At 39.0% G+C, this 24,732-nt stretch carries 22 protein-coding genes; 2 read left to right on the top strand and 20 right to left on the bottom strand.

Features of this window, described 5'->3' with window-relative positions:
• Positions 1-114: 114 nt before the first annotated feature.
• The 11 genes from F580_RS0115070 to F580_RS0115010 form a co-directional block, all read right to left on the bottom strand.
• Positions 115-693 carry a cache domain-containing protein gene (locus F580_RS0115070; protein WP_019028574.1) on the bottom strand — a complete coding sequence of 193 codons (579 nt, stop codon included), beginning with the start codon at positions 691-693 and terminating at the stop codon, positions 115-117.
• A 205-nt stretch (positions 694-898) separates the two neighbouring features.
• Positions 899-2,143, bottom strand: a complete 1,245-nt coding sequence (locus tag F580_RS0115060) for a porin family protein (RefSeq protein WP_019028572.1) — start codon at positions 2,141-2,143, stop codon at positions 899-901.
• Positions 2,144-2,241: 98 nt separating this feature from the next.
• Positions 2,242-3,030, bottom strand: coding sequence for a substrate-binding periplasmic protein (locus tag F580_RS0115055; RefSeq protein WP_019028571.1), 789 nt, complete (start codon positions 3,028-3,030; stop codon positions 2,242-2,244).
• Between the two features lie 889 nt (positions 3,031-3,919).
• Positions 3,920-5,065 (bottom strand): bifunctional chorismate mutase/prephenate dehydrogenase, encoded by a 1,146-nt coding sequence (gene tyrA / locus F580_RS0115045; protein ID WP_019028569.1) that lies wholly within the window; start codon positions 5,063-5,065, stop codon positions 3,920-3,922.
• Positions 5,066-5,171: 106 nt separating this feature from the next.
• The gene (locus F580_RS0115040; RefSeq protein ID WP_019028568.1) at positions 5,172-6,257 is read right to left on the bottom strand and encodes a 3-deoxy-7-phosphoheptulonate synthase; all 1,086 of its coding nucleotides are present in this window, start codon (positions 6,255-6,257) and stop codon (positions 5,172-5,174) included.
• A gap of 780 nt (positions 6,258-7,037) precedes the next feature.
• The gene (acs, locus tag F580_RS0115035) at positions 7,038-8,984 is read right to left on the bottom strand and encodes an acetate--CoA ligase (protein ID WP_019028567.1); all 1,947 of its coding nucleotides are present in this window, start codon (positions 8,982-8,984) and stop codon (positions 7,038-7,040) included.
• Positions 8,985-9,571: 587 nt separating this feature from the next.
• A complete protein-coding gene (locus tag F580_RS0115030; protein WP_019028566.1) occupies positions 9,572-9,892 on the bottom strand; it encodes a DUF6172 family protein in 321 nt (106 codons plus the stop codon).
• Positions 9,893-10,093: 201 nt separating this feature from the next.
• The gene (pip, locus tag F580_RS0115025) at positions 10,094-11,041 is read right to left on the bottom strand and encodes a prolyl aminopeptidase (RefSeq protein ID WP_019028565.1); all 948 of its coding nucleotides are present in this window, start codon (positions 11,039-11,041) and stop codon (positions 10,094-10,096) included.
• 80 nt (positions 11,042-11,121) lie between these two features.
• Positions 11,122-11,499, bottom strand: coding sequence for a DUF2237 family protein (locus tag F580_RS0115020; RefSeq protein WP_019028564.1), 378 nt, complete (start codon positions 11,497-11,499; stop codon positions 11,122-11,124).
• Between the two features lie 119 nt (positions 11,500-11,618).
• Positions 11,619-11,864 (bottom strand): hypothetical protein, encoded by a 246-nt coding sequence (locus F580_RS0115015; RefSeq protein WP_019028563.1) that lies wholly within the window; start codon positions 11,862-11,864, stop codon positions 11,619-11,621.
• Between the two features lie 23 nt (positions 11,865-11,887).
• Positions 11,888-13,006, bottom strand: coding sequence for a DNA alkylation repair protein (locus tag F580_RS0115010; RefSeq protein ID WP_019028562.1), 1,119 nt, complete (start codon positions 13,004-13,006; stop codon positions 11,888-11,890).
• A 311-nt stretch (positions 13,007-13,317) separates the two neighbouring features.
• On the opposite strand from F580_RS0115010, the gene hemF reads away from it, so the two are divergent.
• A complete protein-coding gene (gene hemF, locus F580_RS0115005; RefSeq protein WP_026301463.1) occupies positions 13,318-14,253 on the top strand; it encodes an oxygen-dependent coproporphyrinogen oxidase in 936 nt (311 codons plus the stop codon).
• Positions 14,254-14,338: 85 nt separating this feature from the next.
• Here hemF and arfA read toward each other — a convergent pair whose 3' ends face one another.
• Entirely contained in the window at positions 14,339-14,542 is a 204-nt protein-coding gene (gene arfA / locus F580_RS0115000; protein WP_019028560.1) for an alternative ribosome rescue factor ArfA, read from the bottom strand.
• Between the two features lie 419 nt (positions 14,543-14,961).
• Here arfA and F580_RS0114995 point away from each other — a divergent pair, with 419 nt between their 5' ends.
• A complete protein-coding gene (locus F580_RS0114995) occupies positions 14,962-15,699 on the top strand; it encodes a dienelactone hydrolase family protein (protein WP_019028559.1) in 738 nt (245 codons plus the stop codon).
• A gap of 191 nt (positions 15,700-15,890) precedes the next feature.
• Here F580_RS0114995 and rplS read toward each other — a convergent pair whose 3' ends face one another.
• The 8 genes from rplS to F580_RS0114955 form a co-directional block, all read right to left on the bottom strand.
• Complete coding sequence (rplS, locus tag F580_RS0114990; RefSeq protein WP_019028558.1) at positions 15,891-16,244, bottom strand: 50S ribosomal protein L19; 354 nt, start codon at positions 16,242-16,244, stop codon at positions 15,891-15,893.
• Positions 16,245-16,270: 26 nt separating this feature from the next.
• Positions 16,271-17,041 carry a tRNA (guanosine(37)-N1)-methyltransferase TrmD gene (gene trmD / locus F580_RS0114985; protein WP_019028557.1) on the bottom strand — a complete coding sequence of 257 codons (771 nt, stop codon included), beginning with the start codon at positions 17,039-17,041 and terminating at the stop codon, positions 16,271-16,273.
• A 39-nt stretch (positions 17,042-17,080) separates the two neighbouring features.
• Positions 17,081-17,608: a ribosome maturation factor RimM gene (rimM, locus tag F580_RS0114980; RefSeq protein ID WP_019028556.1), complete on the bottom strand. Its 528-nt coding sequence runs from the start codon at positions 17,606-17,608 to the stop codon at positions 17,081-17,083.
• Between the two features lie 27 nt (positions 17,609-17,635).
• The gene (rpsP, locus tag F580_RS0114975) at positions 17,636-17,881 is read right to left on the bottom strand and encodes a 30S ribosomal protein S16 (protein ID WP_011044805.1); all 246 of its coding nucleotides are present in this window, start codon (positions 17,879-17,881) and stop codon (positions 17,636-17,638) included.
• A gap of 203 nt (positions 17,882-18,084) precedes the next feature.
• A complete protein-coding gene (locus F580_RS0114970; protein ID WP_019028555.1) occupies positions 18,085-19,725 on the bottom strand; it encodes a putative bifunctional diguanylate cyclase/phosphodiesterase in 1,641 nt (546 codons plus the stop codon).
• Between the two features lie 186 nt (positions 19,726-19,911).
• Positions 19,912-20,862: a sterol desaturase family protein gene (locus F580_RS0114965; RefSeq protein ID WP_019028554.1), complete on the bottom strand. Its 951-nt coding sequence runs from the start codon at positions 20,860-20,862 to the stop codon at positions 19,912-19,914.
• A 193-nt stretch (positions 20,863-21,055) separates the two neighbouring features.
• Positions 21,056-23,416: a TonB-dependent receptor family protein gene (locus F580_RS0114960; RefSeq protein ID WP_019028553.1), complete on the bottom strand. Its 2,361-nt coding sequence runs from the start codon at positions 23,414-23,416 to the stop codon at positions 21,056-21,058.
• Entirely contained in the window at positions 23,416-24,705 is a 1,290-nt protein-coding gene (locus F580_RS0114955; RefSeq protein ID WP_019028552.1) for an imelysin family protein, read from the bottom strand. Before F580_RS0114955 ends, F580_RS0114960 begins: the two co-directional genes overlap by 1 nt.
• Positions 24,706-24,732 lie beyond the last annotated feature (27 nt).

Genomic DNA, 24,732 nt, shown 5'->3' with positions numbered 1-24,732 from the left:
GAATCATGCCCTATCAATGCCTGCTGAAGTGATGATATTAACTTCATAATCAACATCGCCTAATAATATACTGAGTTGCCCTGAATGTAATTTTGCTATTTCGTTAAAAGCATCTCAGGATAAGCTGTTGATATTTCTGAAGGTGTTTTGAGTATTATTGGGATCGACTAAAATAGTGCCATCCTCTTGTAACAGCATGATATAACCTTGCTCGCCAAGTTTAATTTCCCTGACAATTTCAGTTAAACCTTTTAAGCCCACATCCATGCCTTGCACCTCAATAACATTGCCATTTTCATCATTAACCTTAGCAACTGTACTAATAATTGAGGCGTCGTCTAAAGCAAAATAATAAGCATTCGTTTTAGTGATTTCACCGCTATTTTTCATCGCCGTCTGGTAAAAAGGCCTTTCTCTAGGATCATAATTAGCGCCAATATTTCCTGCAGGCCATTGTAAATAACCGCCTTCACTATTAGCAAAATAAACATAGGCCAGGTTTTCATGGCTATCACCAAAGTTTTCAAACATAGTGTATATTGAAGACTCTAAGCCTCCATTTTGTGAGGGGGTCATTAACACGCTGTTGGCATTCGCTTTATAACTGGTAATATCTTTATTAGCGGAAATGATCTTGGGGTTATTTATCAGGTACTGAACGTTATCCTCTATACCTCGAAAGAATATTTTCATGCCATTTTCGACTTGTCTGATTTCTCATTCAGAGACATCATAAAATTGTTCATAAGCTTTATCGGTAACAAACATGGCTAATATAACTGAAATGACAATGCCGGGAATAACGACGGCAGACAATACACTTAATTGTATTTTCATTCGAATATTCATACAGTAAATACTTTTTCTTTACACAATTTTAAAATAGCTTAAAAAGCTTTTAAAAATAATAACCAAAGTTGATATTAAATCTTGTTTGCCAGTCATCACTATCGCCTGCCATAGTACCGCCAACGAAAGGTTGATTTTTTGCGCTGACTAAGTCGACATAGGTATAAAGTGCCCCCGCTGAAATAGCGACCCCTAATACATTCATAATAGTGTCGTTAGTAAAGTCACCTGATTTATCAGTCATTAAATTATAGTTATTATAAAAATTTAATGAGGTGATTGGACCAAAACTTACCGGTTTTAAGTAAGCAACATTAACCGTGTAAAGCTTAGCTTCACTGGGAATGGAGTCATAAAAACTATAAGCTCCTACCGCTATCATGGGCGAGTACTCATCGAAATCATATTCGTAGTCGGTATATTGCAACTTTATATTCCAACGATTGAATTGCGCATCAGTATGTACCGCAAAAGCGCTTCGTGTACCAATTGATGAAGTCGCATCTCGTAAGTCTCCCGATAACCAAGAAAAGCCTAGCTCAACATTATCTAACTGATAGGCATAACGTAAACTTAAGGTATTGTGCTCAGCCGCTTCTAAGTTAGGTTGATCATATATGCCCTCGTCAATTGCACGAACGCCAACAATATCGTAAGAATATCTATCCGACCGATTATCAACATAGCCATCTATGCCGCCCATTTCATCGGTGAAGAAGAAGGCAATCCGTAAATCATGTTGATCACTTTTTCTTATAAATTTAATGCCTGCATCATAATCATCTTCTAGGCCGACATAATAATTACTACTAAAAAAATAGTTGTGAGAGTTGTAGTTTAAATTGCCAAAGGGCACGCGGGTTATGCCCATTTGTCCTTGCCACTGTTCATCAAAGTCATAACCAACCCAAGCGTGATGAATGACATTCATATATTGAAACCAACGATATTGCGCTGATAATATCACCCCGCCAATCTCGCCATTTAAATCAAGGCGAAAAACATCAAAGTCGAAGTCGCCACCACGGCTGGAGTTGTTATCATTATAATCTTCATACACATATTGAAAACGCACAGCTCCGCCTAAAGTAATACCGGTATCTTCTTTTTCAGCGGCTTTGCTATCTGCAGTATTGTTATCTGAAGTATTGTTATCCGCTGTATTTACTGCCTTTTTTAGTTGCTGTATTTCTATTTCAAGTTGCTTTACTCTGTTACTTAGGCTTTCTTTTTCGGCAGAAAAGCATGTCTGAGAAAAACATAAGGCGAGTAAAAACATTGTTAAGTTTTTCATAATATCTACCTAATTACTTTCAATAAAATGATTTTTAGTTACAAAAACTTATAGTTTTTATGCTTATTTATTTTATTAATTGAGTTGATTTAAATGATTTAGTTGATTTCAACTGGCCACGTTTCGCCGTTACTATCAGGAATATAATACGAGATTGGACGCAATTTTTTTAACTTAGCGAAGCCTTGATTAAACTTGTCTCTGAAGTACTCGGCATTGGGATGTTCCCTAGAGCAGAGTAAATAGTTTAACTGTGTTTTTAGTGGTTTAGGGTGGGTGGTGATCTGCTTGATTGCTGCTTCACTATAAATTTCCCGCAATTGATACCAACCAGTTTTTACACTGGGAAAAAGATCAATTTTACCTGCCATGAGCATTTTCCAGTTTTGCTTATCTCTGGCAACCCAGTGCACACTTAATTCTTTCTCGTCAGCCAGTTTATGAAATTCTTCGCTATAGGTGTAGCTCAATGTTGCCCCTATGATATATCGAGATAAATCAGTTAATTTTTGCCACTTAACAGGGGTACTTTTTAAATGGAAAAAAAGCCACTCTTCTTCAAACAGTGGTTCACTAAAAATAAAAGATTTAACTCTATCAGGTGTTTTTCCGTAATACATAATACAAGCTTCATGACCCAACCTTACCATTCGCAAGCCTCGGGCCCAGGGCACAAAGATAAAGGTCACCTTAATACCTTCTAGCGAAAAAGCATCGGAAATAAGTCTAGATACGTAACCTTTATCCTCATTTTCTTCATTGATAGCTGGTGGATAAGGACCTGTAACAATAACCATGGAACTTAAATCATCATTTTCAGCGGCCACCGTTGAGGTGAACAGGCATAAGCAGGTAGAAAAAAAGCAAAACTTTAAATAATTAATCATAGATGAACTGCCCCTGTTTACATGACTACTAAAGAGTTTTTAATCTCCTTATCTAAAGCTTTAAACACGCTTAACTTAGTTTAAGGATTGAATATATTTTATAGCTTATCTAAGGGATTATGCAATGTTTCATTACTAGTGGGAATGTGCTTGGCGGCTGGGTAATACTGAGTAACGCATTTATCATTTTTTTCGGGCCGCAAAAGTAAAAGTGCGCATCAGATGGCGATGTCTGTAATAGTTTGGCTAAATTCAGTTTTTTTACCTTCACCTGCTGGATATAAAGTTAATTTATTGCCTAATGGCCTTGTATACTCGCTAAATAAGTTGCTCATGTGAGCTTAGTTTTAGTTGCTTCCCTGAATATTTAGCGAAACATGAAATTCCACAAGATTGTCAACAGTAAGCGCAGCATACTCTTATCGCTGCCAATGCCGGTAGCCTGAATCCCGATTGGCAGTTTTTGATTAACAAACAAAGCCAAACGGTGAAAATCAAAACCAGATCAAGCGGCAATTAATGCTGCAAAACAAGATTTAAGTATTACTCGAGTTATTTCATATCAAGTTGCTGATGAGCTTATAGACAATCAACTTAAAATTGTCTTAGAGAGATTTGAACATCCTATTAAGCCCATTAATATAGTGCATAGAGAAGATAAATTTCCCTCTGTAAAAGTGAGAAGTTTTAGCGACTTTCTTGCTAAAAAAACGCAAGCAGATACCGCGTTAAACTAAACCTTTGTAGCCAGAAGCTAGGATAATAATTTGATAGATGACGAAATAACAGAGATGATTCACGCTAATACTTTCCTCAAGAAGGTACTAGTGAAAGTACCATTAATAAAGAGAGTAGTAGCGTGAACATCGGCTGAAAAAGAAAGACTAGCTTAGTGCTTTTTCAACTCATTGGCTTTTAACAACATGGATTTACTTTCTTCGAGGAAGTCACCGGCATAATGACCAAACCAATCGGAAACATGGTTAAACATACCAACAAAGGCATCTTTATCATCAAGACTAACATCTTCGAGTAACTCTAAAAATCGATAAGCAAAACGTTTCATCATGCCGATATTGTCTTTGTTAGCAAAGATGATGTCAGCATAGAGAACGGGATCTTGGGCAAATAATCGACCGACCATTATCAACTCTAATCGGTAAATAGGTGAGCTCATCGCCACCAGTTTTTCAATATCTGCGCCTTCAGCCATCAAATGATAACCGTAGGCAATGGTAGAAAAATGTCGCATCACTTGCACCATCGACATAGCTTGGTCATGTTCATGGGCTGGTACTGGATAAATTTTAGCGCCCCATACCTCAAACTGCTCAATCAACCATTGATATTGTTCCGGATATCTACCTTCACAGCTGATGATAGTTTGCTTAATCAAACCAGTCACATCAGGACCAAACATAGGATGTAAACCAACCACAGGACCTGCATGTGCCTTTTTCATTTCAAATAAAGGCGACTCTTTGATACTGGTTAAATCGGCCAAAATACAATCTTGAGGTAAGTTGTTCAGATGATGAATAACCATAGTCGTTAGACGAATAGGCACTGCGACGATAACTAAACTGGCATCCGCTAAAATGGCTTCGCTGTTTGGCCAATCGTCTTGTTCAATAATTGCAACTTGGTAACTCGAACGCTTAAATAAGTCAACAAAAACAGCGCCTAACTGCCCTTTACCGCCTACAACGACAACTTTGTTACACTCAGGATTAACGCAGTGATAGCCACTAGCATCTTGACTAACATAGGAGTCACGCATTAACCGGCGTAAGATATCTTCAATTAAATCAGGAGATAAACCAGCGTCACTGGCTTGTTGGCGTTTTTTCGCAAATAAAATTGCCTCACGCTCGGGATCGTAAATGGGCTTACCGACACTACTTTTTAATTTTCCCACTTTACCGGTCACACTTAGTCGCCTTTGTAATAGCTTGACTAAATCACTATCAATTTCATCAATCTCGTCCCGTAATAGGGTTAATTTTTTATCAAAATCGGCATCTGAATGGGTCATTTATTTCTCTTATTAAAAGCCTAGATAAAGTGCATTTCACTGAAAATATTGTAAATAGAAAACGCGACAGAAGTCGCGTTTCACTGATAGTTCTCACCAACACGTATTAGACAATACGCGCGGTTAAACAACCTGAAAGTTGTGCCTCGATTTCTGCTAGTAGCTTCTCAGTGTCAGCAAAATTAATACAAGCATCGGTAACTGATACACCGTAAGCTAAATCTGCTTTCGCTAAATCACTGCTTTGGTTTCCGGCATTAATATTACTCTCTAACATTATACCAATAATTGATTTATTACCCGCACAAATTTGCGCAACAACATCTTTGGCAACCACTGGCTGACGGGTGTAATCTTTATTAGAATTACCATGGCTACAATCTACGATAATACCGGGCTCAAGACCTTGTTTAGCTAAAATTTGTTCGCACTCAGCAATACTCGCAGCATCGTAATTAGGCATTTCACCGCCACGTAAAATAACATGACCATCCGGGTTACCACGCGTTTGAATCAAGGCAACCTGCCCTTGACGGTTTATCCCCATAAAGTGATGCGGGGAAGCGGCTGATTGTAATGCATTAACGGCTACACATAAACTACCATTAGTGCCATTTTTAAAACCAATAGGCATAGATAAACCACTGGCCATTTCTCGGTGAGTTTGTGACTCGGTAGTACGGGCGCCAATCGCTGACCAGCTAAATGCTTCAGCCAAGTATTGCGGACTGATAGGATCAAGGGCCTCTGTTGCTAATGGGAGACCAAGCTCAGTTAGGTAAAGAATCAATTCACGAGCCTTTCGAAGACCTGTTTCAACATCAAACGAGCCATCCATATGCGGGTCGTTTATTAAACCTTTCCAACCCACCGTAGTACGTGGTTTTTCAAAGTAAACACGCATCACCACAAACAGTGACCCTTGGTGTTTATTGTGTAACGCTTTTAACTGACGAGCGTAATCTTTAGCGGCTTCAACATCATGAACTGAACAAGGTCCTGAAATAACGAGCAGACGAGGGTCACGTTTGTGGATAATATCTGAAATAATTTTACGTGACTGCTGGACAAATTCACGACCTTTTTCAGAAAGTGGTAATTCAGCACGTAACGCTTCTGGGGTAATTAATACATGCTCGGCATTAACATGGATGTTATTTGAGCTAGTTGATAATTTGCTGGCTGTTGTCATTATGTTTCCTTAGTTTTTCTTTGCCCACAAAGTGGAGCATCAATATTATCGTTAGAGAGACTTTAGATAATCTGTAGATAAACTATAAATTAATTTTAAAATATCGCTAAAGTCGGTTTACGCTAGCTAAATGAAAAGATTAAACATGTGAAATTCAAGGAGGGATAACAGCTTAAAATAAGGGCTACAGCACTACCAAAAACAAAAACAAGAAATCGTAAAGATTTAATTACGCGATTTGTATCATTATAATTACACTCTTTTTTACTGATGTATAGTGTTAAATGCTAATAATTGAGTAAAAACTTAAATAATACCAATTACACTAATATATTGATCAACTTAGAGTTATATTAGCGAGCTTAGAACAAGCAAAATGACTTAAACATAGTTATTCTATATTTCTTTAATTTTGTGCCGTTATCAGTTTGCTAATAAACTCCCAAAGGGCGAGTACCTAATAAAAGGCAAAGGCTTACATGCGTCGTTATTGATTTCGAGAAGGACGCTACATGGATGGTGTTCTTAGAGAATGCAGACGGTACAGGACGTACCTTATTAGATAATGCAGGAGCACATTATCCTGAGCATATTCTCCTGAATAACCATTCTCTTCAATCAATGCCTTGCCTCTATGCCTTTTAATTCTCGCTAAGTGGTCAATTAATTAATGTACTTGGTCTCATAATGTAGGCACACTTAAGTATTTTAAAATCAGCCATAAAAAAAGCGCCTTGCGGCGCTTTTTATTTCGATTATTTATTACTTAGCTGCTAGAGATTAACTACCGTGAATAATGCGTTTATCAATCAAATTTTCAACAACACTTGGGTCTGCCAATGTTGAAGTATCACCTAAGCTATCAACATCATTTTCAGCAATCTTACGTAGAATACGACGCATGATTTTACCTGAACGTGTTTTCGGTAAACCTGGTGCCCATTGAATGTAATCAGGCTTAGCAAAACGGCCTAACTCTTTGGCAACAAACTCACGTAGTTCAACATTTAACTCGTCAGACTCAGTCGCATTACCCATTAAGGTCACGTAACAATATACGCCTTGGCCTTTAATTTCATGTGGATAACCAACAACCGCAGCTTCAGCAACTGCCGGGTGCAGTACTAAAGCACTTTCAATTTCAGCAGTACCTAATCTGTGACCTGATACGTTAAGCACGTCATCAACACGACCTGTGATCCAATAGAAACCATCTTTATCACGTTTAGCGCCATCACCGGTAAAGTAGTTACCCGGATATTGACCTAAATACGTTTGATAGAAACGCTTATGATCGCCATAAACAGTACGTAATTGTCCCGGCCAGCTAGCCGTCATCACTAATAAACCGGCGTTCTCACCTTCAAGGGTATTGCCCTCTTTATCAAATAACGCTGGTTGTACGCCAAAGAATGGCTTGCCAGCACAACCCGGTTTCATATCAACCGCGCCAGGTAACGAGGTAATTAAAATACCGCCAGTTTCTGTTTGCCACCAGGTATCAACAACTGGACAATTACTCTTACCAACCACTTCATAATACCAATGCCATGCTTCAGGGTTAATTGGCTCACCTACCGTACCTAACAAGCGTAAAGAAGATAAATCAGATGCATTAACTAAATCATCACCAATGCTCATTAAGGCACGAATAGCGGTTGGCGCGGTGTAGAATATATTAACTTTATGTTTTTCACATACTTGCCAAAAACGACCCGCATCAGGATACGTTGGCACACCTTCAAATACTAAAGTCGTTGCACCATTAGCTAACGGGCCGTAGAAAATATAAGAGTGACCAGTGATCCAACCAGCATCCGCCGTACACCAATAAATTTCGCCTTCTTTATAATCGAAAACATATTTATGGGTCATAGCTGCGTAAAGGATATAACCGCCACAGGTATGTACTACACCTTTAGGCGTACCTGTTGAACCTGAGGTATAAAGAATAAATAATGGATCTTCTGCGTCCATAATTTCAGGTTCACATATCGCTGATTGTTTAGCGACTGCATCAGCGTAGTTAATATCAACTTTTTCATTCCAAGCAACATCACCGCCGGTACGGGCAACAACAATCACTGAATGTACATTTGGACAATCTACAACGGCTGCATCAACATTAGCTTTCAATGGAATGCGCTTACCGCCACGAAGACTTTCATCGGCGGTGATAATAACTTTACAATCAGCATCTAAAACACGAGCTTTAATAGATTCAGTTGAGAAACCACCAAAAACTACTGAATGAATTGCGCCAATACGGGCACAGGCTAACATGGCATAACCCACTTCAGGGATCATCGGCATGTAGATACAAACACGGTCGCCTTTTTTAACGCCACGCTCTTTTAATAAGTTAGCTAAACGACAGACATGGTCGTGTAGTTCTTGATAAGTAATTTTTGAATCATCGTTAGGATCATCACCTTCAAAGATGATGGCGGTATCATTGGCTTTTTTAGCTAAGTGGCGATCGATACAGTTATAACTAACGTTAAGTTTTGCGCCAGCGAACCAGCTAATTTCAGAGTTTTTTAAATCAACTTTGCTGACGCTATCCCATGGTTTGTACCAATCAATAAACTCTTTCGCTTGCTCGCCCCAAAATTCATCAGGTTGCTCGATAGATTGTTTGTACATGGCATCGTATTTAGCGGCATCAATATAAGTATGCGCTTTGGCTTTCTCTGAAACTGGATAACGTAGTTTTAATTCTTTCATTCGCTTTTCCTTCGGACTTAACTTGAGGTTATCAATACCAATCGGTTTAAATAAATGTTCACATAGCGAGGGTTAAACCGCTTGGTATAGCTTGAAGTATTTTTATATGTGTATTATTTGCTCTTATATTTAGTGCTTTAACTTTTTATTTATTCAATGCTAAACATTCTTTGGGTGTTAGTTAAACACTCTCTGAGCATAGTTTTAACGTATTGCTTGCTCTATTTCCAGCAATAAAGTTTTCATGTGCGATACAGCTAGAGATTATTTGATAACTAACATGCTAGAATTTTTAATCCGCTTTTTATATACGGCTTTAGTCTTAATTTACGTTTTTACTCTATATTTTTTATTAGAAACTATGAATAAAATGAGCGTTCCAATTACCATAACATTGAAAACCCACAGTGACAACGCTGTCATTAGCCAGTATTGATAGGGAATACAAAAAATATTACACCGTTATCCTGGCTGTTTTTAACCTATTTAAATAATCTATAGAGCACATAGAAACAAGATTTACTAAAGTTCAGACATAAAAAAACCGAGCGCTTGGCTCGGTTTTATCATGAAGAGTATAAGGCTAACTACTCTTCATCAAATTCAATATCGTTTTCATCTCTTGGCGTAAAGACTCTAACGCCTTCTTTTGCGATGATCTCAATATAAAATGAAGTTAAACCTTCAACTTGAGTTTGATCGATGCGCTTATTAATGTCTGACAATTGCACTGGCACAGCTTCTTCTTTGGTATTACCAAATTGGCAATCAAAATCCCAGTAATCAGCGCCCGCTGGTAATTTCTTGTTACGTTCTCTTTTAAGGTATTTTTTAACCTCATTTTTTACCGCATCAACGCGTCTTTCAAGTTTTACTTTTTCATGGGTTAATTCAAATGTTTTTTTCATGGTTGGCCTTAAGTCAATGGCTATAATTGCTCGCCTTTAAGGCAATAATAATAGGTGTAAATTAGTTAATGTCGGCTATTTTACGTTACTTTCGTCTAAGTAGCGAGATAGTGATGGTAACACAAGTAAAAAACATCTTGCTGCTACCAATATTGTCATTTTATCGTGATAACTTTAACGCCTTAACTGATACCAATAACATTATATCGATAACATTGCCGTGGTCGCTGCAATTAAGTGATGCTTAGTATTAGGCTCTACAGACGCATGACCGGAAGCCTCACTTAGCACTAAGGTTGATTTAGGCAAGTTTTGGTGCAACAACCACGCATTATCCGCAGGGCAAACAATATCGTATCGGCCATGAATAATTGCCGTTGGAATATCTTTTATTTTATCGCAGTTTGCTAAAATTTGATTGTCTGTTAAAAAACAATCATTCACCATAAAATGCGCTTCATGACGAGCCAATGTCCAAGCTTTATCATCGCCTGTAGCTGCATCAACAAATGCTTGATCGGGTATTAAGGTACAACAACGAATCTCCCAAATACTCCAAGCAGTGGCAACTTTCTGCGCGAGTTTTTTATCTTCGCCCACTAACATCTCGTATGCAGATTTAACATTGGCTTGTGCTTTACCTTGGGGTAATACAGCTAAATATTCCTGCCAATAATCTGGGAATATACGCGTAGCGCCACCACCAGAGAATGTCCAATTGGTATCCACATCACGGCCTAAGAAAATGCCGCGCAATACTAAACTGCTAACACTTACCGGATGTGTTTGTGCATAGACTAGCGAAAGTGTTGAGCCCCAAGAACCACCGAAAACATGCCATTTTTTAATAGTTAAATGCTGACGAATTTTTTCTATGTCAGCAACTAAAAAGCTTGTTTCATTGTTATCTAAACAGCCATGAGGCAGTGAACGACCACAGCCACGTTGATCAAATAAAATGATATGGTATAAATCAGGATCAAAAAACCGTCTGTCGTTAATTGAGCAGCCGCCGCCAGGTCCGCCATGAATAAAGAGCACGGGTTGCCCTTTTGGATTACCACATTGTTCTACATAAATCTGATGTTGACCATCAACATCAAGCAAGAAGTCATTAAAGGGAGTTATCTCAGGGTAAAACTCATTCATTATATATGTCTCATTATTTTTAGTTATGCCTCTTTTACCTTAAGGCTCCCTTTAGCTTATTAATAATTTGGCTAACGCTGTTAACTTAGATCAAGTGCGTACTTTTTTAATATCTCTATAGGTACTATTTCCAACGCTTTAATATGGGTTTTTCTTAAGTGAACTCTTGGCGCTCTATCACTTTGATAAGCTTCTAACCATCGCATCGCACATAGACACCAAGTATCACCGGGCTTTATCCCTTTAAAATCAACTTCTGGTACTGGTGTTGATAAATCATTACCTTTAAAACGAGAGAACTCTAAAAACTGCTGACTGGCTTCAATACAAATAGTATGCGAACCGACATCTTGCTCACAGGTATTACATTTATTATCTCGAAAAAATCCAGTGACGGGATCGCCCCCACAAGTAATTAATTCTTCACCAAAAACATTTATTGATTCATCCATTTCCATAAACTTTCCCAATTGCTATCACAAATAAGCTCATACTATAACTTCAACGGTCACGGAGATACATTTTTGTCTTTTCAGTTTAACTGACAGAAAAGGTGAAAAGCCACGAATCTCTCGCGTTATTGACGATTTTTAGCGGCGGTACGAGATTTTTCTATTTGCTTATTAGTGAGTAAATAACCCTGACGTTTCCCCCCCATCAGGCAGTTAATGTCGCACTTTTTGTGGCGAGGATTAAGAACGTGGCCAAGTTCGTGGGCAATCGTTCTGGAAAGAGAGCCTCTTTTAAATGCATCATGCTTTTCGGTCACTAATGTTTTTATTGGCACACCACCCTTGTTATCTTTATTAGACCAAGTGCCCACAACAGTTCTTAATTACGGCTATTCTAAACCACTAACTCAAAATCTTTCGCTTTGAACTCTTTGCCATTAAGTATTATTGATACCTGATGTTTACCTGGATAATATACTCGCGTACTAATTGCTTTGAAGCTTTGCTTACGCAGCACTTTATGAACCTCATTGGCAGCCAAGGTTCGCTCACTTATTTTAAAAACCTTTTTAGATAACTGACCATTTTTTTTCAAAAAATATAAACCGTATTCCAAGCGTATTTTCTTATTACTGGTTGAGTTATTTTTTAAGGCGAAACTAAATTGTGCATGCGCGCCAACATTAACAATCTCGGTTATGACTTCAAACTCTGTGAGTTCAATGTCAGTACTGTCATAACCAAAAAGTGCCATCGCTTGTGGGCAAGCTTGCTTTAATAAGGTCCGAGAAGCATGTTTAAGAGTTTTATCAAGCGGCTCACTTGTACCTAAATATTTTTTTACAAAACCAATGACAACTTGAGCATTATCTTTGGCAATATCATTTAAATTATTGGCAACACTGCGGCGAACAATTTCACTAGGATCATTAATCAATTGATGCAAAATAGGCAGGATATCAACGGGGTTTTGTTTATATTGCGGTAACGCCATAGCCCAAGGTAAACGTGGCCTACTCCCCTCACTGGCTAAGCGCCTAACCATAGGGTGTTCATGCTGACTCCATAAAATCATCTGCGCCAACATCTGCTTGGGGTATTTAATCAAAAAGGGCCTTACGGCAAACTCACCACTGGTAAATTGAGTGACTTGCTCCATGACTTCAATAGATTTTTGAAAATGATTTATGCCATAGGTTTCGAGGTATTCCGGCAAGAACATATATTCAACACTGCCTTCAGAAATACCTGCTTTGGTTAAACGAGCAATTAACTTAACTAAAACATCTGCTGCTTGGCTAAAATCTGTTGGCATAAAGTGATGCATTACGGCTTTGGTATGACTCATACGCTCTTTCAACTCTAATTTTTCAAAGTTATCGCAAAAGATAAGACTCATAAACTCTTGCTCATCAAACTCTTGATCATAAGAATTGCCTAAACAACCATTGAGGTGTTTAGCTAACATTAAATAGAAGTTTTTGTTGTATAGATTTTTTAAAAGTTCAGCCATGGTTATTCGTCAGACACTCTATTTTTTCGATGAGTAATAGTTATATACTGCAATACAACTGTATTTAAGTACAGTGAGTATTTAAGTCTCGGCAACAACAAGGGTTTCTACGAGTGACTCAAAGCATTGAGCAAGTCTATTAGACTGATAGTTAGTAACCTAGTAATACTCCGCTAAATGCTAACAATACAAGCTAGGTAGTTAAAAACTTTAACAATTAAGCTGCACTTTTCTATTGGCTTAACTTGCTACCCGGATAGTCATTACCTACAATGGCTGCCATACAGTTATGGTTAACCTATGGTAAGAAAATGGACTCACAAATAAGCTCGACAGCACAAATTGAAATCACACCAATTATTGAATTTTTCAAAAGCTTACAAGATATAATTTGTCAGGCCTTAGAGGAAGCTGACGGCTCAGGAAAATTTGTTGAAGATAACTGGCTGCGCAAAGAAGGCGGCGGAGGTAGAACCCGTGTCATGACTAATGGCACTATTGTTGAGCAAGGCGGAGTGAATTTTTCTGTAGTCTCTGGTGATAAATTACCGCCTTCAGCGACAGCACATCGCCCTGAGCTGGCTGGGAGAACTTGGCAAGCTTGTGGTGTGTCACTGGTTATTCATCCTAAAAATCCAAACATTCCCACTTCACACGCTAACGTTCGCTTTTTTATTGCCGAAAAAGAAGGTGAGAAACCGGTATGGTGGTTTGGCGGTGGTTTTGATTTAACGCCTTTTTATCCTAATGATGAAGATATAAAACACTGGCACCAAACAGCTTTTGATTTATGTCAGCCATTTGGTGATAACGTCTATAACGATCATAAGAAATGGTGTGATGAGTACTTTTATTTAAAACATCGTGATGAAACCCGCGGTGTTGGTGGTTTATTTTTTGATGATTTAAATCAATGGGATTTCGATACTTGTTTTGATTATGTTAAAGCCGTTGGTCAAGGTTTTATTGATGCTTATATACCTATTATGCAGCGCGGTAAAGAGGTAACTTATGGTGAGCAAGAACGTCAATTTCAGCTATATCGCCGCGGTCGTTATGTAGAATTTAACTTGGTATTCGATAGAGGCACACTATTTGGTTTACAGTCTGGCGGCAGAACTGAGTCTATTTTAATGTCTATGCCACCTCTTGTACGTTGGGAGTATAACTTCCAAGCAGAGGAAGGAAGTAACGAGGCTAAATTAGCCGATTACCTTAGCCCCAAAGATTGGCTAAAGGTTTTATAAACAAAGCTTTCAAAGCTTAAAATAACCCTAGAGTAGTAAATCGTTAAAAGAAAAGTCTTATTTAATAAGGGCTAGCAACTACTTGCTAAGCCGCCATTAAATAAGACTCTCCCCTGACGTTTTTAGCTCTACGCTGATAGGAGCCTTTACCTTTTTTCGCTTTAACCACCTGCATTTTATATACCTTTGAGGTAACCAATGCGGCTAAAAAATTCCCTTTAATTATTCCTCGACCCAACTCTGTTTCATTATTGCCAGCTTTCGCCATTGGCTTGATATTTTTACTCATCATATATCCTTAATACTTTTTTCATAACGTTAACATAACGCTCATTTATTATACCGAAAATATAGCTAAGCTCTAGAAAAATTCACCCTGCTAAAGCTTATTTAACCTGAACTCTGGTTAATGAATGTTATAACACTATGAAATTTATATAGTAAATTACACGTTATACACAACGATGTTAGTTTAGTCGTTATCAAGGCATTTTTACATACCCAATAGCTGGCTATTGGTAGGAGAAATAACGCTGATAGCGGTTAAAATAGCTTTGTTGTGTAATATTTATTATCCAGAGCTCAGGTTATTTACGTTAACGGTTTACTGCCTATATACAAAAGTACCTAATAACGCTATTTTCATACTATTCAAAACGTGGACTAGCACCATACCGCCTTAATTTTCACCAGGATTTTTTATTAATCATGATCATTCAACAACACAGCTGTGATATTGAAACGCCAACCGGCATTATGCGTACCTATGTTTATCGGCCAAAAGCGCAAGGTAAATTCCCCACTGTTATTTTTTACTCAGAAATTTTTCAACAAACAGCGCCCATAGCTAGAACTGCAGCACTCATGGCTGGCCACGGTTTTGTAGTGCTAGTACCTGAAGTGTTCCATGAATTAAATCCGATAGGCACCGTATTAGGTTATGACGATGCCGGTAAAGATAAAGGTAACCAAGATAAGTGGGCTAAATCGTTAGAGCATCACGATAGCGATACCCAAGCGTTAGTGGATTTCATTCAACAACAAGATTATTGTACCGGTAAAATAGGCTCTATGGGGGTTTGTATTGGCGGTCACTTAGCTTATCGCGCCGCACTAAATGAGCATATATCAGCCGCGGCTTGTCTGTATGCCACTGATATTCATTCCGGCGATTTACCCAGTAACGAGGGTAACGACACGCTCACACGTACTAAGGACATTAAAGCCGAATTAATGATGGTTTGGGGTAAGCAAGATCCACATATTCCAGATGAAGGCCGTATGTTAATTCACCAGAATTTACTTGCCTCGGGTAATGTATTCGCATGGCATGAATTTAATGCTTCACATGCGTTTATGCGTGATGAAGGTGAGCGCTACGATCCTCAGCTTGCACTAAGAGTATATGGTATGTCCGTTGAGTTATTTAACAGAACATTAACTTAATAGCACGTTAACTTAATCGGACATTTGCTGAAGAAAAACTAAGCCATACATATTTTTGAATGTATTTGGGCTTTATATCATTTATCTAATCGTTGCTTTTACCTTAGCGACAAAAACAAAAAAGCCTGAATAATTGCTTATTCAGGCTTTTTATCAAACTTTCTTTACAGAAAATTGTACAAAAAATATTTCTATTTCTTAGCCAATTTTTCTTTGATACGTGCTTTACGGCCAGATAGCTCGCGCAAGTAGTAAAGTTTAGCTTGACGTACGTCACCGCGACGTTTCACTTCAATTGAGTCAACAATCGGGCTATGTGTCTGGAATACACGTTCTACACCAACACCGTTCGAAATTTTACGAACAGTGAAAGCAGAATGTAAGCCACGGTTTTTAACAGCAAGAATAACACCTTCAAATGCTTGAAGACGTGATTTTTCACCTTCTGTTACTTTTACTTGAACTACAACAGTATCGCCTGGAGCGAATGCTGGTAGATCAGTTTTTAATTGCTCTTGTTCGAGCATATCAAGAATTTTACTCATAATACCTTCTTCCTAGTTTGCACAGTCTAAGTGGTTTGCTTCGCTTGTTTTTTAATTAAAGCGAGTGCTTTTTCCTGCTCAGCTGTCAGAGCTAGGTTAGTTAATAGTTCTGGTCTTCTAGTCCACGTTCTTAGCAAAGATTGCTCTTGTCGCCATAAGCGTATATGTTCATGATTACCACTAAGCAACACTTTCGGTACTGACATTTCTTCTCCGTGAGGAGTAGTCATTACTTCTGGCCTGGTGTAATGAGGACAGTCTAATAAACCGTTAGAGAAGGAGTCCTGCTCTGCTGATTCTTTATGTCCTAAAACGCCTGGCACTAAGCGTGCTACAGCATCAATCACACTCATCGCAGGGAGTTCACCACCACTTAAAATGTAATCGCCAACCGACCATTCCTCGTCAATATCTGACGCGATTAATCGCTCGTCTATGCCTTCATAACGGCCAGCAATAAATACTAGTCGGCTATGTTGTGCTAATTCACGTACGCCCTGTTGATCAAGCTTTCGTCCTTGCGGAGACAAATAGATAACTTTAGCTTTGCCGCCATCAGCTTCTGCCGCTTTACGCGCTTCAGCTATAGCATCACGTAATGGTTGCACCATCATTAACATGCCCGGACCACCGCCATAAGGACGATCATCAACGGTACGATGCTTATCATGGGTAAAGTCTCTTGGATTCCATTGCTGAAATTCAATTAACCCATTACGAATCGCTCGGCCGGTTACCCCGTACTCCGTGATAGCATTAAACATTTCGGGAAAAAGGCTTATAACCCCAATCCACATTTTGTTTTTCTCTTTAATAGAGGTAGTGCTAGTCACAAGTTAAAAACCCGGATCCCAGTCAACACAAATTTGTTTATTTTCAATGCTAACAGATTCAACAACTTGTTCAAAAAGATAAGGAATTAACCGTTCTTTTTTACTAAAACCATCATTTAAGTTAGCTTTCACAACCAATACATCATTAGCGCCAGTTTCCATCATGTCTGAAACTACACCCAGGTCGTAACCTTGGGTAGTCACAACAGACATGCCTATTAAATCGCGCCAGTAAAAATCATCTTGCGATAATTCTGGTAACGCTGCTTCACTGGTTTGTATTTCTGAGCCGACTAATGCTTGCGCTTCGTCTCTGTCATCAATACCCGCCACTTTCACAATTAGGCCTTTGTTATGCTTGCGCCAATCAGTTATTTCAACTGTTTTTGTATTGTTCCCTAATTTTAATGACCAAGGGAAATAGTCAAGTATGGCATCAGTTTCATCAGTGAATGAATGAACTTTCAACCAACCCTTGATGCCATAAACAGCGCCTACTTTACCCAAGGTTATTTGTTGTTCTTTACTCACAAAATTCTCCTTCTACCTACTAAGTAATTAAGCCGCAGTTGCGTCTTTAACTAACTTAGCCACACGATCAGATACTGTCGCACCTTGACCTACCCAATGGGTAATACGGTCTAGATCTAAGCGTAATTTTTCAGCTTGACCTTGTGCTGTTGGGTTGAAGAAACCAACTTTCTCGATGAAACGACCATCGCGAGAGTTACGGCTATCTGCAACAACAACCTGATAGAATGGACGCTTTTTAGCGCCGCCACGAGCTAAACGAATGGTAACCATATCGTCCTCTATATATGTTAAGTGTTAAAACGGATTTTCCAGACACTTCCCGTCGACAAGCGACAGAAAAGCTCGCGTATTTTACGCTTCTAGTAATTTTTTACAAGGTTTATTTATCTATTACCCAAGATTGACGGTGATTGACGCTGCCACTTTTAAAAGATAACTGTGGCATAAGACACCATAAGCAGACTAATATTTCATCACCTTTCCTGCAACGTTTCATGCTGCAATAATTTTTCAAAGGCCTTGGCATCCACCGGTCGACTAAAGTAATAGCCCTGCATAGAGTCAACCTGATTAGCCGCCATAAATTCACTCTGCTCAATTGTCTCTACGCCCTCTGCCGTTATATGTAGCTTTAATTGTTTGGCTAGGGCAATAATAGCGCGGGTAGCCATTATATCGCTGCGATTCGTGGTGATGTTTTTGATGAAACTACCATCAATCTTTAACTTATTAAGTTTAAACTTAGACAAATATTTTATAGATGAATATCCGGTACCAAAATCATCCAGCGAGATAGAAACCCCTAAAGCACTCAGTTCTCTAAGTTGTACAATCGACTGTTTTGCATCTTTCATCAGGGTATTTTCAGTAAACTCTAATTCTAGGTATTGGGGAGCTAAATGAGTTTGCTCTAGAGTGGTTGCTACCGTGTCGGCATAGTTTTTAATACCTAGTTGCATGACTGACATATTAATAGCTATCACTATGCTTGGGTAGCCCTGCTCCTGCCACGCTTTATTCTGCTGACAAGCCTGCACAAGTACCCAATCACCGAGTTTTGAGATGATGCCGATCTGCTCAGCAATGGGGATGAAGACATCTGGCGCCACATTGCCCAATACTTCATTATGCCAACGTAGTAATGCCTCAACGGCTATAATCTCATGTGACTGGCTCGCCATAATGGGTTGAAAATGAAGAATAAATTCATCTCTGTCCATGGCACCGCGTAATTGCTCGGCTATTGCTTTCTTAGCAGTCACTTGCTCTTGTAGCTCTTTAGAGAAGAAGGCTAAACTGTTCCTGCCCTTATCTTTAGCAAAACGCATTGCCGTATCGGCATGCTTAATGAGCTCTTTAGTGTGTTCACCATCACTTGGATACATAGCGACACCTAAATTCCCGGTGATATAAACCTCCTGCATGTCAATGCGATAACATTTAGTCAGTTTTACTAAGAGTTTATCGGCAAGAATACTTATGTCTTGTTGCGGGGTGATGGTCTCTAATATGACTATAAATTCTACTCCCGTAATCCTCGCTAAAGTATCTCCCGAGCGTAATTCACTAGATAAACGTTTGGCGACTTGTTGCAACAACTTATCACCGCCCTCATGACCTTGCTTATCATTCACCGCTTTAAAATTATCAATGCCGATAAACAACAGTGCAACTGAAGTATTATTTCTAGCAGCTCGCGCTAAAGCATGGTCTAAGCGATTATGACAAAGTGCTTGGTTAGGTAGATTGGTCAGATTATCAAAAAAAGCTAGCCGCTTAATTTCTTCTTCGGCAATAAATTGCAGCTTCATCTTTTTACGTAAATATACGCTGTAGCGAATGAATAACACCAACAAACCCAACACTGAAATACTGGTTAAGGTAATAATATCAGCTAAACGCCAGTCCTGTTGTTGACTCGCAAACTTAATGATCTGCTCGGGCACATCAATAATAAAAGTAGACCAGAGTAATGCTGCAGTTATCGCTAGGATAAAGAGACTTTCAAAGACAAAAGCAAAACGCTTCAAAAAGCCCGGCTTTTCAAGTTTTTCCGCTGGCGTGCGAATAACATTCTTGTCCGCTTTGCTTTTTCGCACTTTACTGTTAGCCATAGCGTGATTTACCTCAATTAACCAGTACCGCCTAATTACCTAGACAGAAAGAATTTAATGCCGTTTGATCATATTAATCAGGTAAGTATTTAGGCTTGATAAAGTTAATAAATTAACTGATTGATTAAGAGTATAGCTAGCATAGTAGGAAATAGTGAGTGCGGTGCTAAAGCTGCTATTTATATACTAGCGTTTAGGTAGCAGGCTTATGGCTGCCTTTTTGAAAGGCTCTAAGTAGATTTGCAGCAAACTATTGTGTCCTTGATGATGAACACTAATGCCATAGGTTATTTTACCCACTTGCGATGCCTTAATATGACAAGAAAATATTCGGTCCCATACCGCTAATGCCGAGCCAAAGTTAGTATCAAAATGTTTTGGGTTATCACTATGGTGAATTTGATGTTGCGCGGGGCTAATAAAGTATTTTTCAATCTTATCCCCCCAACTTAACCAGATGTGGCTGTGGCGTAAGTTTGAGCCACAGAAGTTGAACAAGAAGACCAAAGCATTCGCCCCTAAAATATCGTACATCTTCAATGTCGGACCAAAGAGGTAATAACAAAGTCCAACGACAAAACCTTGCGTTAACGTCATTCTAAAAGCGTACAGTAAACTCTCTACAGGATGACTACGGTATATGGTAAATGGGGTTAATACTTTAGCGCTATGATGTACTTTATGAAATTCCCATAACACGGGAATTTTGTGCAAAAGGTAATGCAAAATAAAACGAGTAAAGTCATCAAACAAGAAGAGCAGTACGGTAAATATGGCGATGATTGCGGTAGTAGAGAAAGCAATGGGCTCAAGGTAACCGAATAGGTATTCTATTGCTGATGAAACACCCATGGCAACGGGGGCCATGGTAATGACAACCAATGGGAACAGCGCCGCCTTAATGAATTTATTAATCACTAACAAGGCGTAGTCGTGACGTGCTGACGGGTGAGTATAGACTCTTTTAGGTAAAGCAAATTTCAAGAAGGCTAATAGGGAAAAACGGGCATATTTTTGCCAAAAAACGGGTATCGCCAGTAACAGCGCTGCAACAAGGTAAAGCCAAAAGATACGCTTATTCGCATCAAAAAGGTATTGCGTTAACTCGGTAAAATTAACAGATAAAAAATCAAACACATGAGCTCCACTTTATATTGCTATTTAATTTTGGCAATAGTTACTGTGATTACGACCTCCATGTTAGCAGTGATACCATCTTAACTAACAATAAATACTGCTAAGGTATCAATTTTAAGCGAAGGTGCTAAATAAAAATAGCTTTAACTCTCTTGATTTAGCACCACTGTTATACCGATTATGCAGATTTTAATTAGAAGCTGTATTGATAACCGACAAAAAACATCTGCGGTTTACTTGGTCTAGCGCCGTAAGGTCTGCGACTAACAATCTCTTGGCTATCCAAGATGTTATCCGCTTTGATATACACTTTACCGTACTGGCCAAGATAATAACTGGCCGACAGATCGACCACTATATAAGCTTCGGTTGTTGCACCTTCTAAATATATTTTTTCAACAGGGTCTCCTTCTGGTGTTGTTGCTTTACCAGACACTTCCTGCATTTCACCGACATAACGGGCAATCAAGTTAATATCCCATTGTTCGGCGGTAAGACCTAAATTAAGCGTTAATTGATGCTCCGCTAAATAAGGCAAGCTATCACCCTCAGTTATTGAGCCCCACATACTGAAACCAGAAACAAAACTATTTTTAAACTCTGAATCTGAATAGGTGTAAACCAGTGACATAGGTACATCTAAGGTATCACTGAGCGTAAAAGTATAACTGGTCGAAAACTCTAAACCGTAAACATCGACTTCACCACCGTTAAACTCTTTGTCTAAACTATCACCACAAGAGGATGCGGTAGAAAATGAGCAACTTTCTTTTAAGTTACTCATATCATTGTAGAAAAATATTGCTTCACCCTGCAGATCTCCCTGATAAAAACGGCCACCAAATTCATAGTTGACGCTATTTTCAATTTCAGTTTCAGGGCCTTCTTTCGGGCTAGTTGGAATAAAACCTTCATGCACACCAAAGAGTAAACCAAGGTTTTCATTGACCGTATAAAACAAACTTAAACTCGGTAGCCAAATATGAGAGCTTTTCTTTTGCCAATCATCTTCTTTACCCGCAACTCGGTTTTGATAGGTAGAATCAATAAACTCACCACGTAAACCTAAGGTGATATCAAGGGCACCATATTTAATGGTGTCTTTAAAGAAAACAGCGATGGCATCAGTTTTTTCACGGTTAGTGGTTGTTTTTACTTGTTCACTACCATCAGCCACTAAGTGACCTGAGGTCATGCTAAAGCTATCTTCAGTGTGATTTCGCTCAATTTGATCTTGATGAAAACGAGCACCGACATTGAATTTATGGTTTAAGCCAAAGAGCTGTTGATCAAAATACAGTTCGGTTTGAATACCTTGGGAGTAATACTCACGAGCATTATCACCAACAATAATGTGTTCATTTTGGTTGTTACTATCGGCCTGTCCGGTTAATACTTGGTAATAGCGAGCGTTTGTACCATCTTGATCTTCATCGTATGGGTTAGCTAATATATCCTGTAAGTCCGGACCATTATCAAAACCATTAATTTTAAACCATGAACGTTCAAAGTTATTGCGATAAATACGGGTAGTGATATCAAAACTATTGGTTTGCATAAAGTGGCTAAATTGGAACTGTTCGTGTTGCCAATCCATGTTATCCAATTCACTGGCAGCATAACGGCGATCTGGGTTGGCATAAAAGTCGTCGTCGGTTAAGCCAAGATAGGTTTCATTCGACTTCTCATCGGCATAAGATATTTTTAAGCCAAAGGTATGCTCAATACTGCCTGTTATTAAGTCATAACGAAACTTAGCCATGATGTCATTTTTATCAAAACCGGTATTACCATCGCCCTTGCCGTAAAGGGTAGAGCCACCACCATCAAGCTCTTTAAAACCATCCGCTTGCATATTTATGGCTTCAATCAATACGCCGAGATTGCCAATTTTAGTGCCGTAATAACCATGCACCTTGCTATAACCATCACTGCCCGCCGCAACATCTATCATACCTTCTTGGCCATCAGGTACGGCACGGGTTGTCATATTTAAGGCGCCAGCAACAGTATTTGGACCGTACTTTATTGCTGCAGGTCCTTTAAATACTTCAAGAGAGGTCATTTTTGACATCATAGGGAAATAATAAGCCGCAGGAGCTGAATAAGGCGCAGGACCGATTAAAATACCATCTTCCATCACGGTAATTTTTTTACTGCGCTCTGGGGTTGCGCCGCGAAAACCAATGTTAGGTCTTAAGCCGTAACCGTCTTCCTCGCGAATATTAACGCCTGGTACGTTGTAAAGTATGCGATTAATATCATCAAATTTGAATTTTTCTAATTCAGCTTCGCCAATTAGGGTGGCAGAACCGGCTTCAGTTCTTAATTTATTACCATGACCAATAATTTGTATACGTTCAACAAAATCAATTTTCTTATTCATGCCATCTGGGCTTTTCGCAGCATTGCTGCTACCGGTATTAGCACTTGATTGAACATGTTCATCTGCAGCTATAGCGGTTGATAGTGGTAAAAAACTGGTTGAAAGCACTGTTGATAAGGCAATAGCGGTAAGTGATAGCGTAAAGTTCTTAGGCGCGTAGTTAATCATTAGTCATTATCTCCAGCTGAAGTTTTAGGTAACTCTAAAGCTAGGCTAGTGATGAAATCACTTTTCAGTTTATCGGTTATATTTTTTACCTCGCCGTGAGTTGCTAAAACCTTATCAGGGTCTGTAGTCAACGTTGTAGCAAGGGAGGCTTGGTAGTTATCGGTTGCGGCAATCGCCAGGGCTATATGGTCATTTATATTATCAGCGGTTATCTCATCACCGACATCGGTTAAATAATGACTAAAACCTAACGCATCCGCTTCACCGGCAGTCAAACTACCTTGCATAAACATTTTCAGCGCTTGTAAGTTATTTCTGATGTTTACAATGGAGTGGTTGGCGTATTTTGATTCAACCGACTCAGGGCAGGCTTGTGCACCACATTCATTGGCAAATAAACCCAGTGGTTTGGCTAACTTGTCATCTTTGGTGAAATTATCTAAGTAAAAAATAGCGTCACTTAATTCATTAACCGCATCATGTTCACTCGCAAAGTCACTGCCTACCGTTCCGGCTGATTTAAGCTTAGCCGCGTAACCGCTTTGTCCATCACTACCTAACCAGGCGGTTAATAGTTCATTAGCATTGTTTTCAATATCACTTGCCACTTCGCCAGCATATTCACAACGGGCGATTTTACGATATTGCTCGGTTTGATTGTTCCAGCTTTCAGGTTTTTTTGTACCAGTACAAGTGTGCTCAAAATTATCATTAAATAATAGGTACTCTAAGGCAACCATACTTTTACGTGTCACCGGGCGCGTAGCAATATTATAAGGATGGTCAACGTTACCATCCACATAGCCGCCCTTAAAGTAAGTAACATCAAGGTCTACATTACAAGTGTTTTGCTTTGGCCATGAGTAGATACTATCACGCAAGGCACCTTCAACAATTAAAAGTGGTGATAATTGCATCATCTCAGCTTGTTGCCAAGTATTCATGGCATTACGCCAGCTTTCTTTCGCTAATACTTTGGCATCTGTCACGAGGACTTCGCTGCCATTATTTTTACCAAATGCAATCTCTTGCTGGCAATAGTCACTAACAGCTTGTTGCTGAGCAGCAGCTAAAGTTGAGAACTCTTGATAAGTAGGGGTGATAACCTTATCAACAATGCTAGTAATTAACTTAGCTTGGTCAAAACCGGTATTGGTGTCTTGATCGCTATTAAAACCATCACCACTTGTACTAGTGGCTTCTTCACCACAAGCGCTTAAAATCAAGGCTGAGACTATTACTAATGGCAATAATTTTTTATTTAAAGAAGGTGTGCTTATAAACTTCATGATTTCTGTTACCTTTACTTTTATCTT

The sequence above is a fragment of the Colwellia piezophila ATCC BAA-637 genome (genome assembly GCF_000378625.1).
GTDB lineage: Bacteria > Pseudomonadota > Gammaproteobacteria > Enterobacterales > Alteromonadaceae > Colwellia > Colwellia piezophila.
This window is presented reverse-complemented; position numbering and strand designations above follow the sequence as displayed.

Coding starts and splice junctions, on each gene's coding strand:
- F580_RS0115070 (WP_019028574.1), bottom strand. CDS start 693: ATGAAAATATTCTTTCGAGGTATAGAGGATAACGTTCAGTACCTGATA.
- F580_RS0115060 (WP_019028572.1), bottom strand. CDS start 2,143: ATGAAAAACTTAACAATGTTTTTACTCGCCTTATGTTTTTCTCAGACA.
- F580_RS0115055 (WP_019028571.1), bottom strand. CDS start 3,030: ATGATTAATTATTTAAAGTTTTGCTTTTTTTCTACCTGCTTATGCCTG.
- tyrA (WP_019028569.1), bottom strand. CDS start 5,065: ATGACCCATTCAGATGCCGATTTTGATAAAAAATTAACCCTATTACGG.
- F580_RS0115040 (WP_019028568.1), bottom strand. CDS start 6,257: ATGACAACAGCCAGCAAATTATCAACTAGCTCAAATAACATCCATGTT.
- acs (WP_019028567.1), bottom strand. CDS start 8,984: ATGAAAGAATTAAAACTACGTTATCCAGTTTCAGAGAAAGCCAAAGCG.
- F580_RS0115030 (WP_019028566.1), bottom strand. CDS start 9,892: ATGAAAAAAACATTTGAATTAACCCATGAAAAAGTAAAACTTGAAAGA.
- pip (WP_019028565.1), bottom strand. CDS start 11,041: ATGAATGAGTTTTACCCTGAGATAACTCCCTTTAATGACTTCTTGCTT.
- F580_RS0115020 (WP_019028564.1), bottom strand. CDS start 11,499: ATGGAAATGGATGAATCAATAAATGTTTTTGGTGAAGAATTAATTACT.
- F580_RS0115010 (WP_019028562.1), bottom strand. CDS start 13,006: ATGGCTGAACTTTTAAAAAATCTATACAACAAAAACTTCTATTTAATG.
- hemF (WP_026301463.1), top strand. CDS start 13,318: ATGGACTCACAAATAAGCTCGACAGCACAAATTGAAATCACACCAATT.
- arfA (WP_019028560.1), bottom strand. CDS start 14,542: ATGAGTAAAAATATCAAGCCAATGGCGAAAGCTGGCAATAATGAAACA.
- F580_RS0114995 (WP_019028559.1), top strand. CDS start 14,962: ATGATCATTCAACAACACAGCTGTGATATTGAAACGCCAACCGGCATT.
- rplS (WP_019028558.1), bottom strand. CDS start 16,244: ATGAGTAAAATTCTTGATATGCTCGAACAAGAGCAATTAAAAACTGAT.
- trmD (WP_019028557.1), bottom strand. CDS start 17,041: ATGTGGATTGGGGTTATAAGCCTTTTTCCCGAAATGTTTAATGCTATC.
- rpsP (WP_011044805.1), bottom strand. CDS start 17,881: ATGGTTACCATTCGTTTAGCTCGTGGCGGCGCTAAAAAGCGTCCATTC.
- F580_RS0114970 (WP_019028555.1), bottom strand. CDS start 19,725: ATGGCTAACAGTAAAGTGCGAAAAAGCAAAGCGGACAAGAATGTTATT.
- F580_RS0114960 (WP_019028553.1), bottom strand. CDS start 23,416: ATGATTAACTACGCGCCTAAGAACTTTACGCTATCACTTACCGCTATT.
- F580_RS0114955 (WP_019028552.1), bottom strand. CDS start 24,705: ATGAAGTTTATAAGCACACCTTCTTTAAATAAAAAATTATTGCCATTA.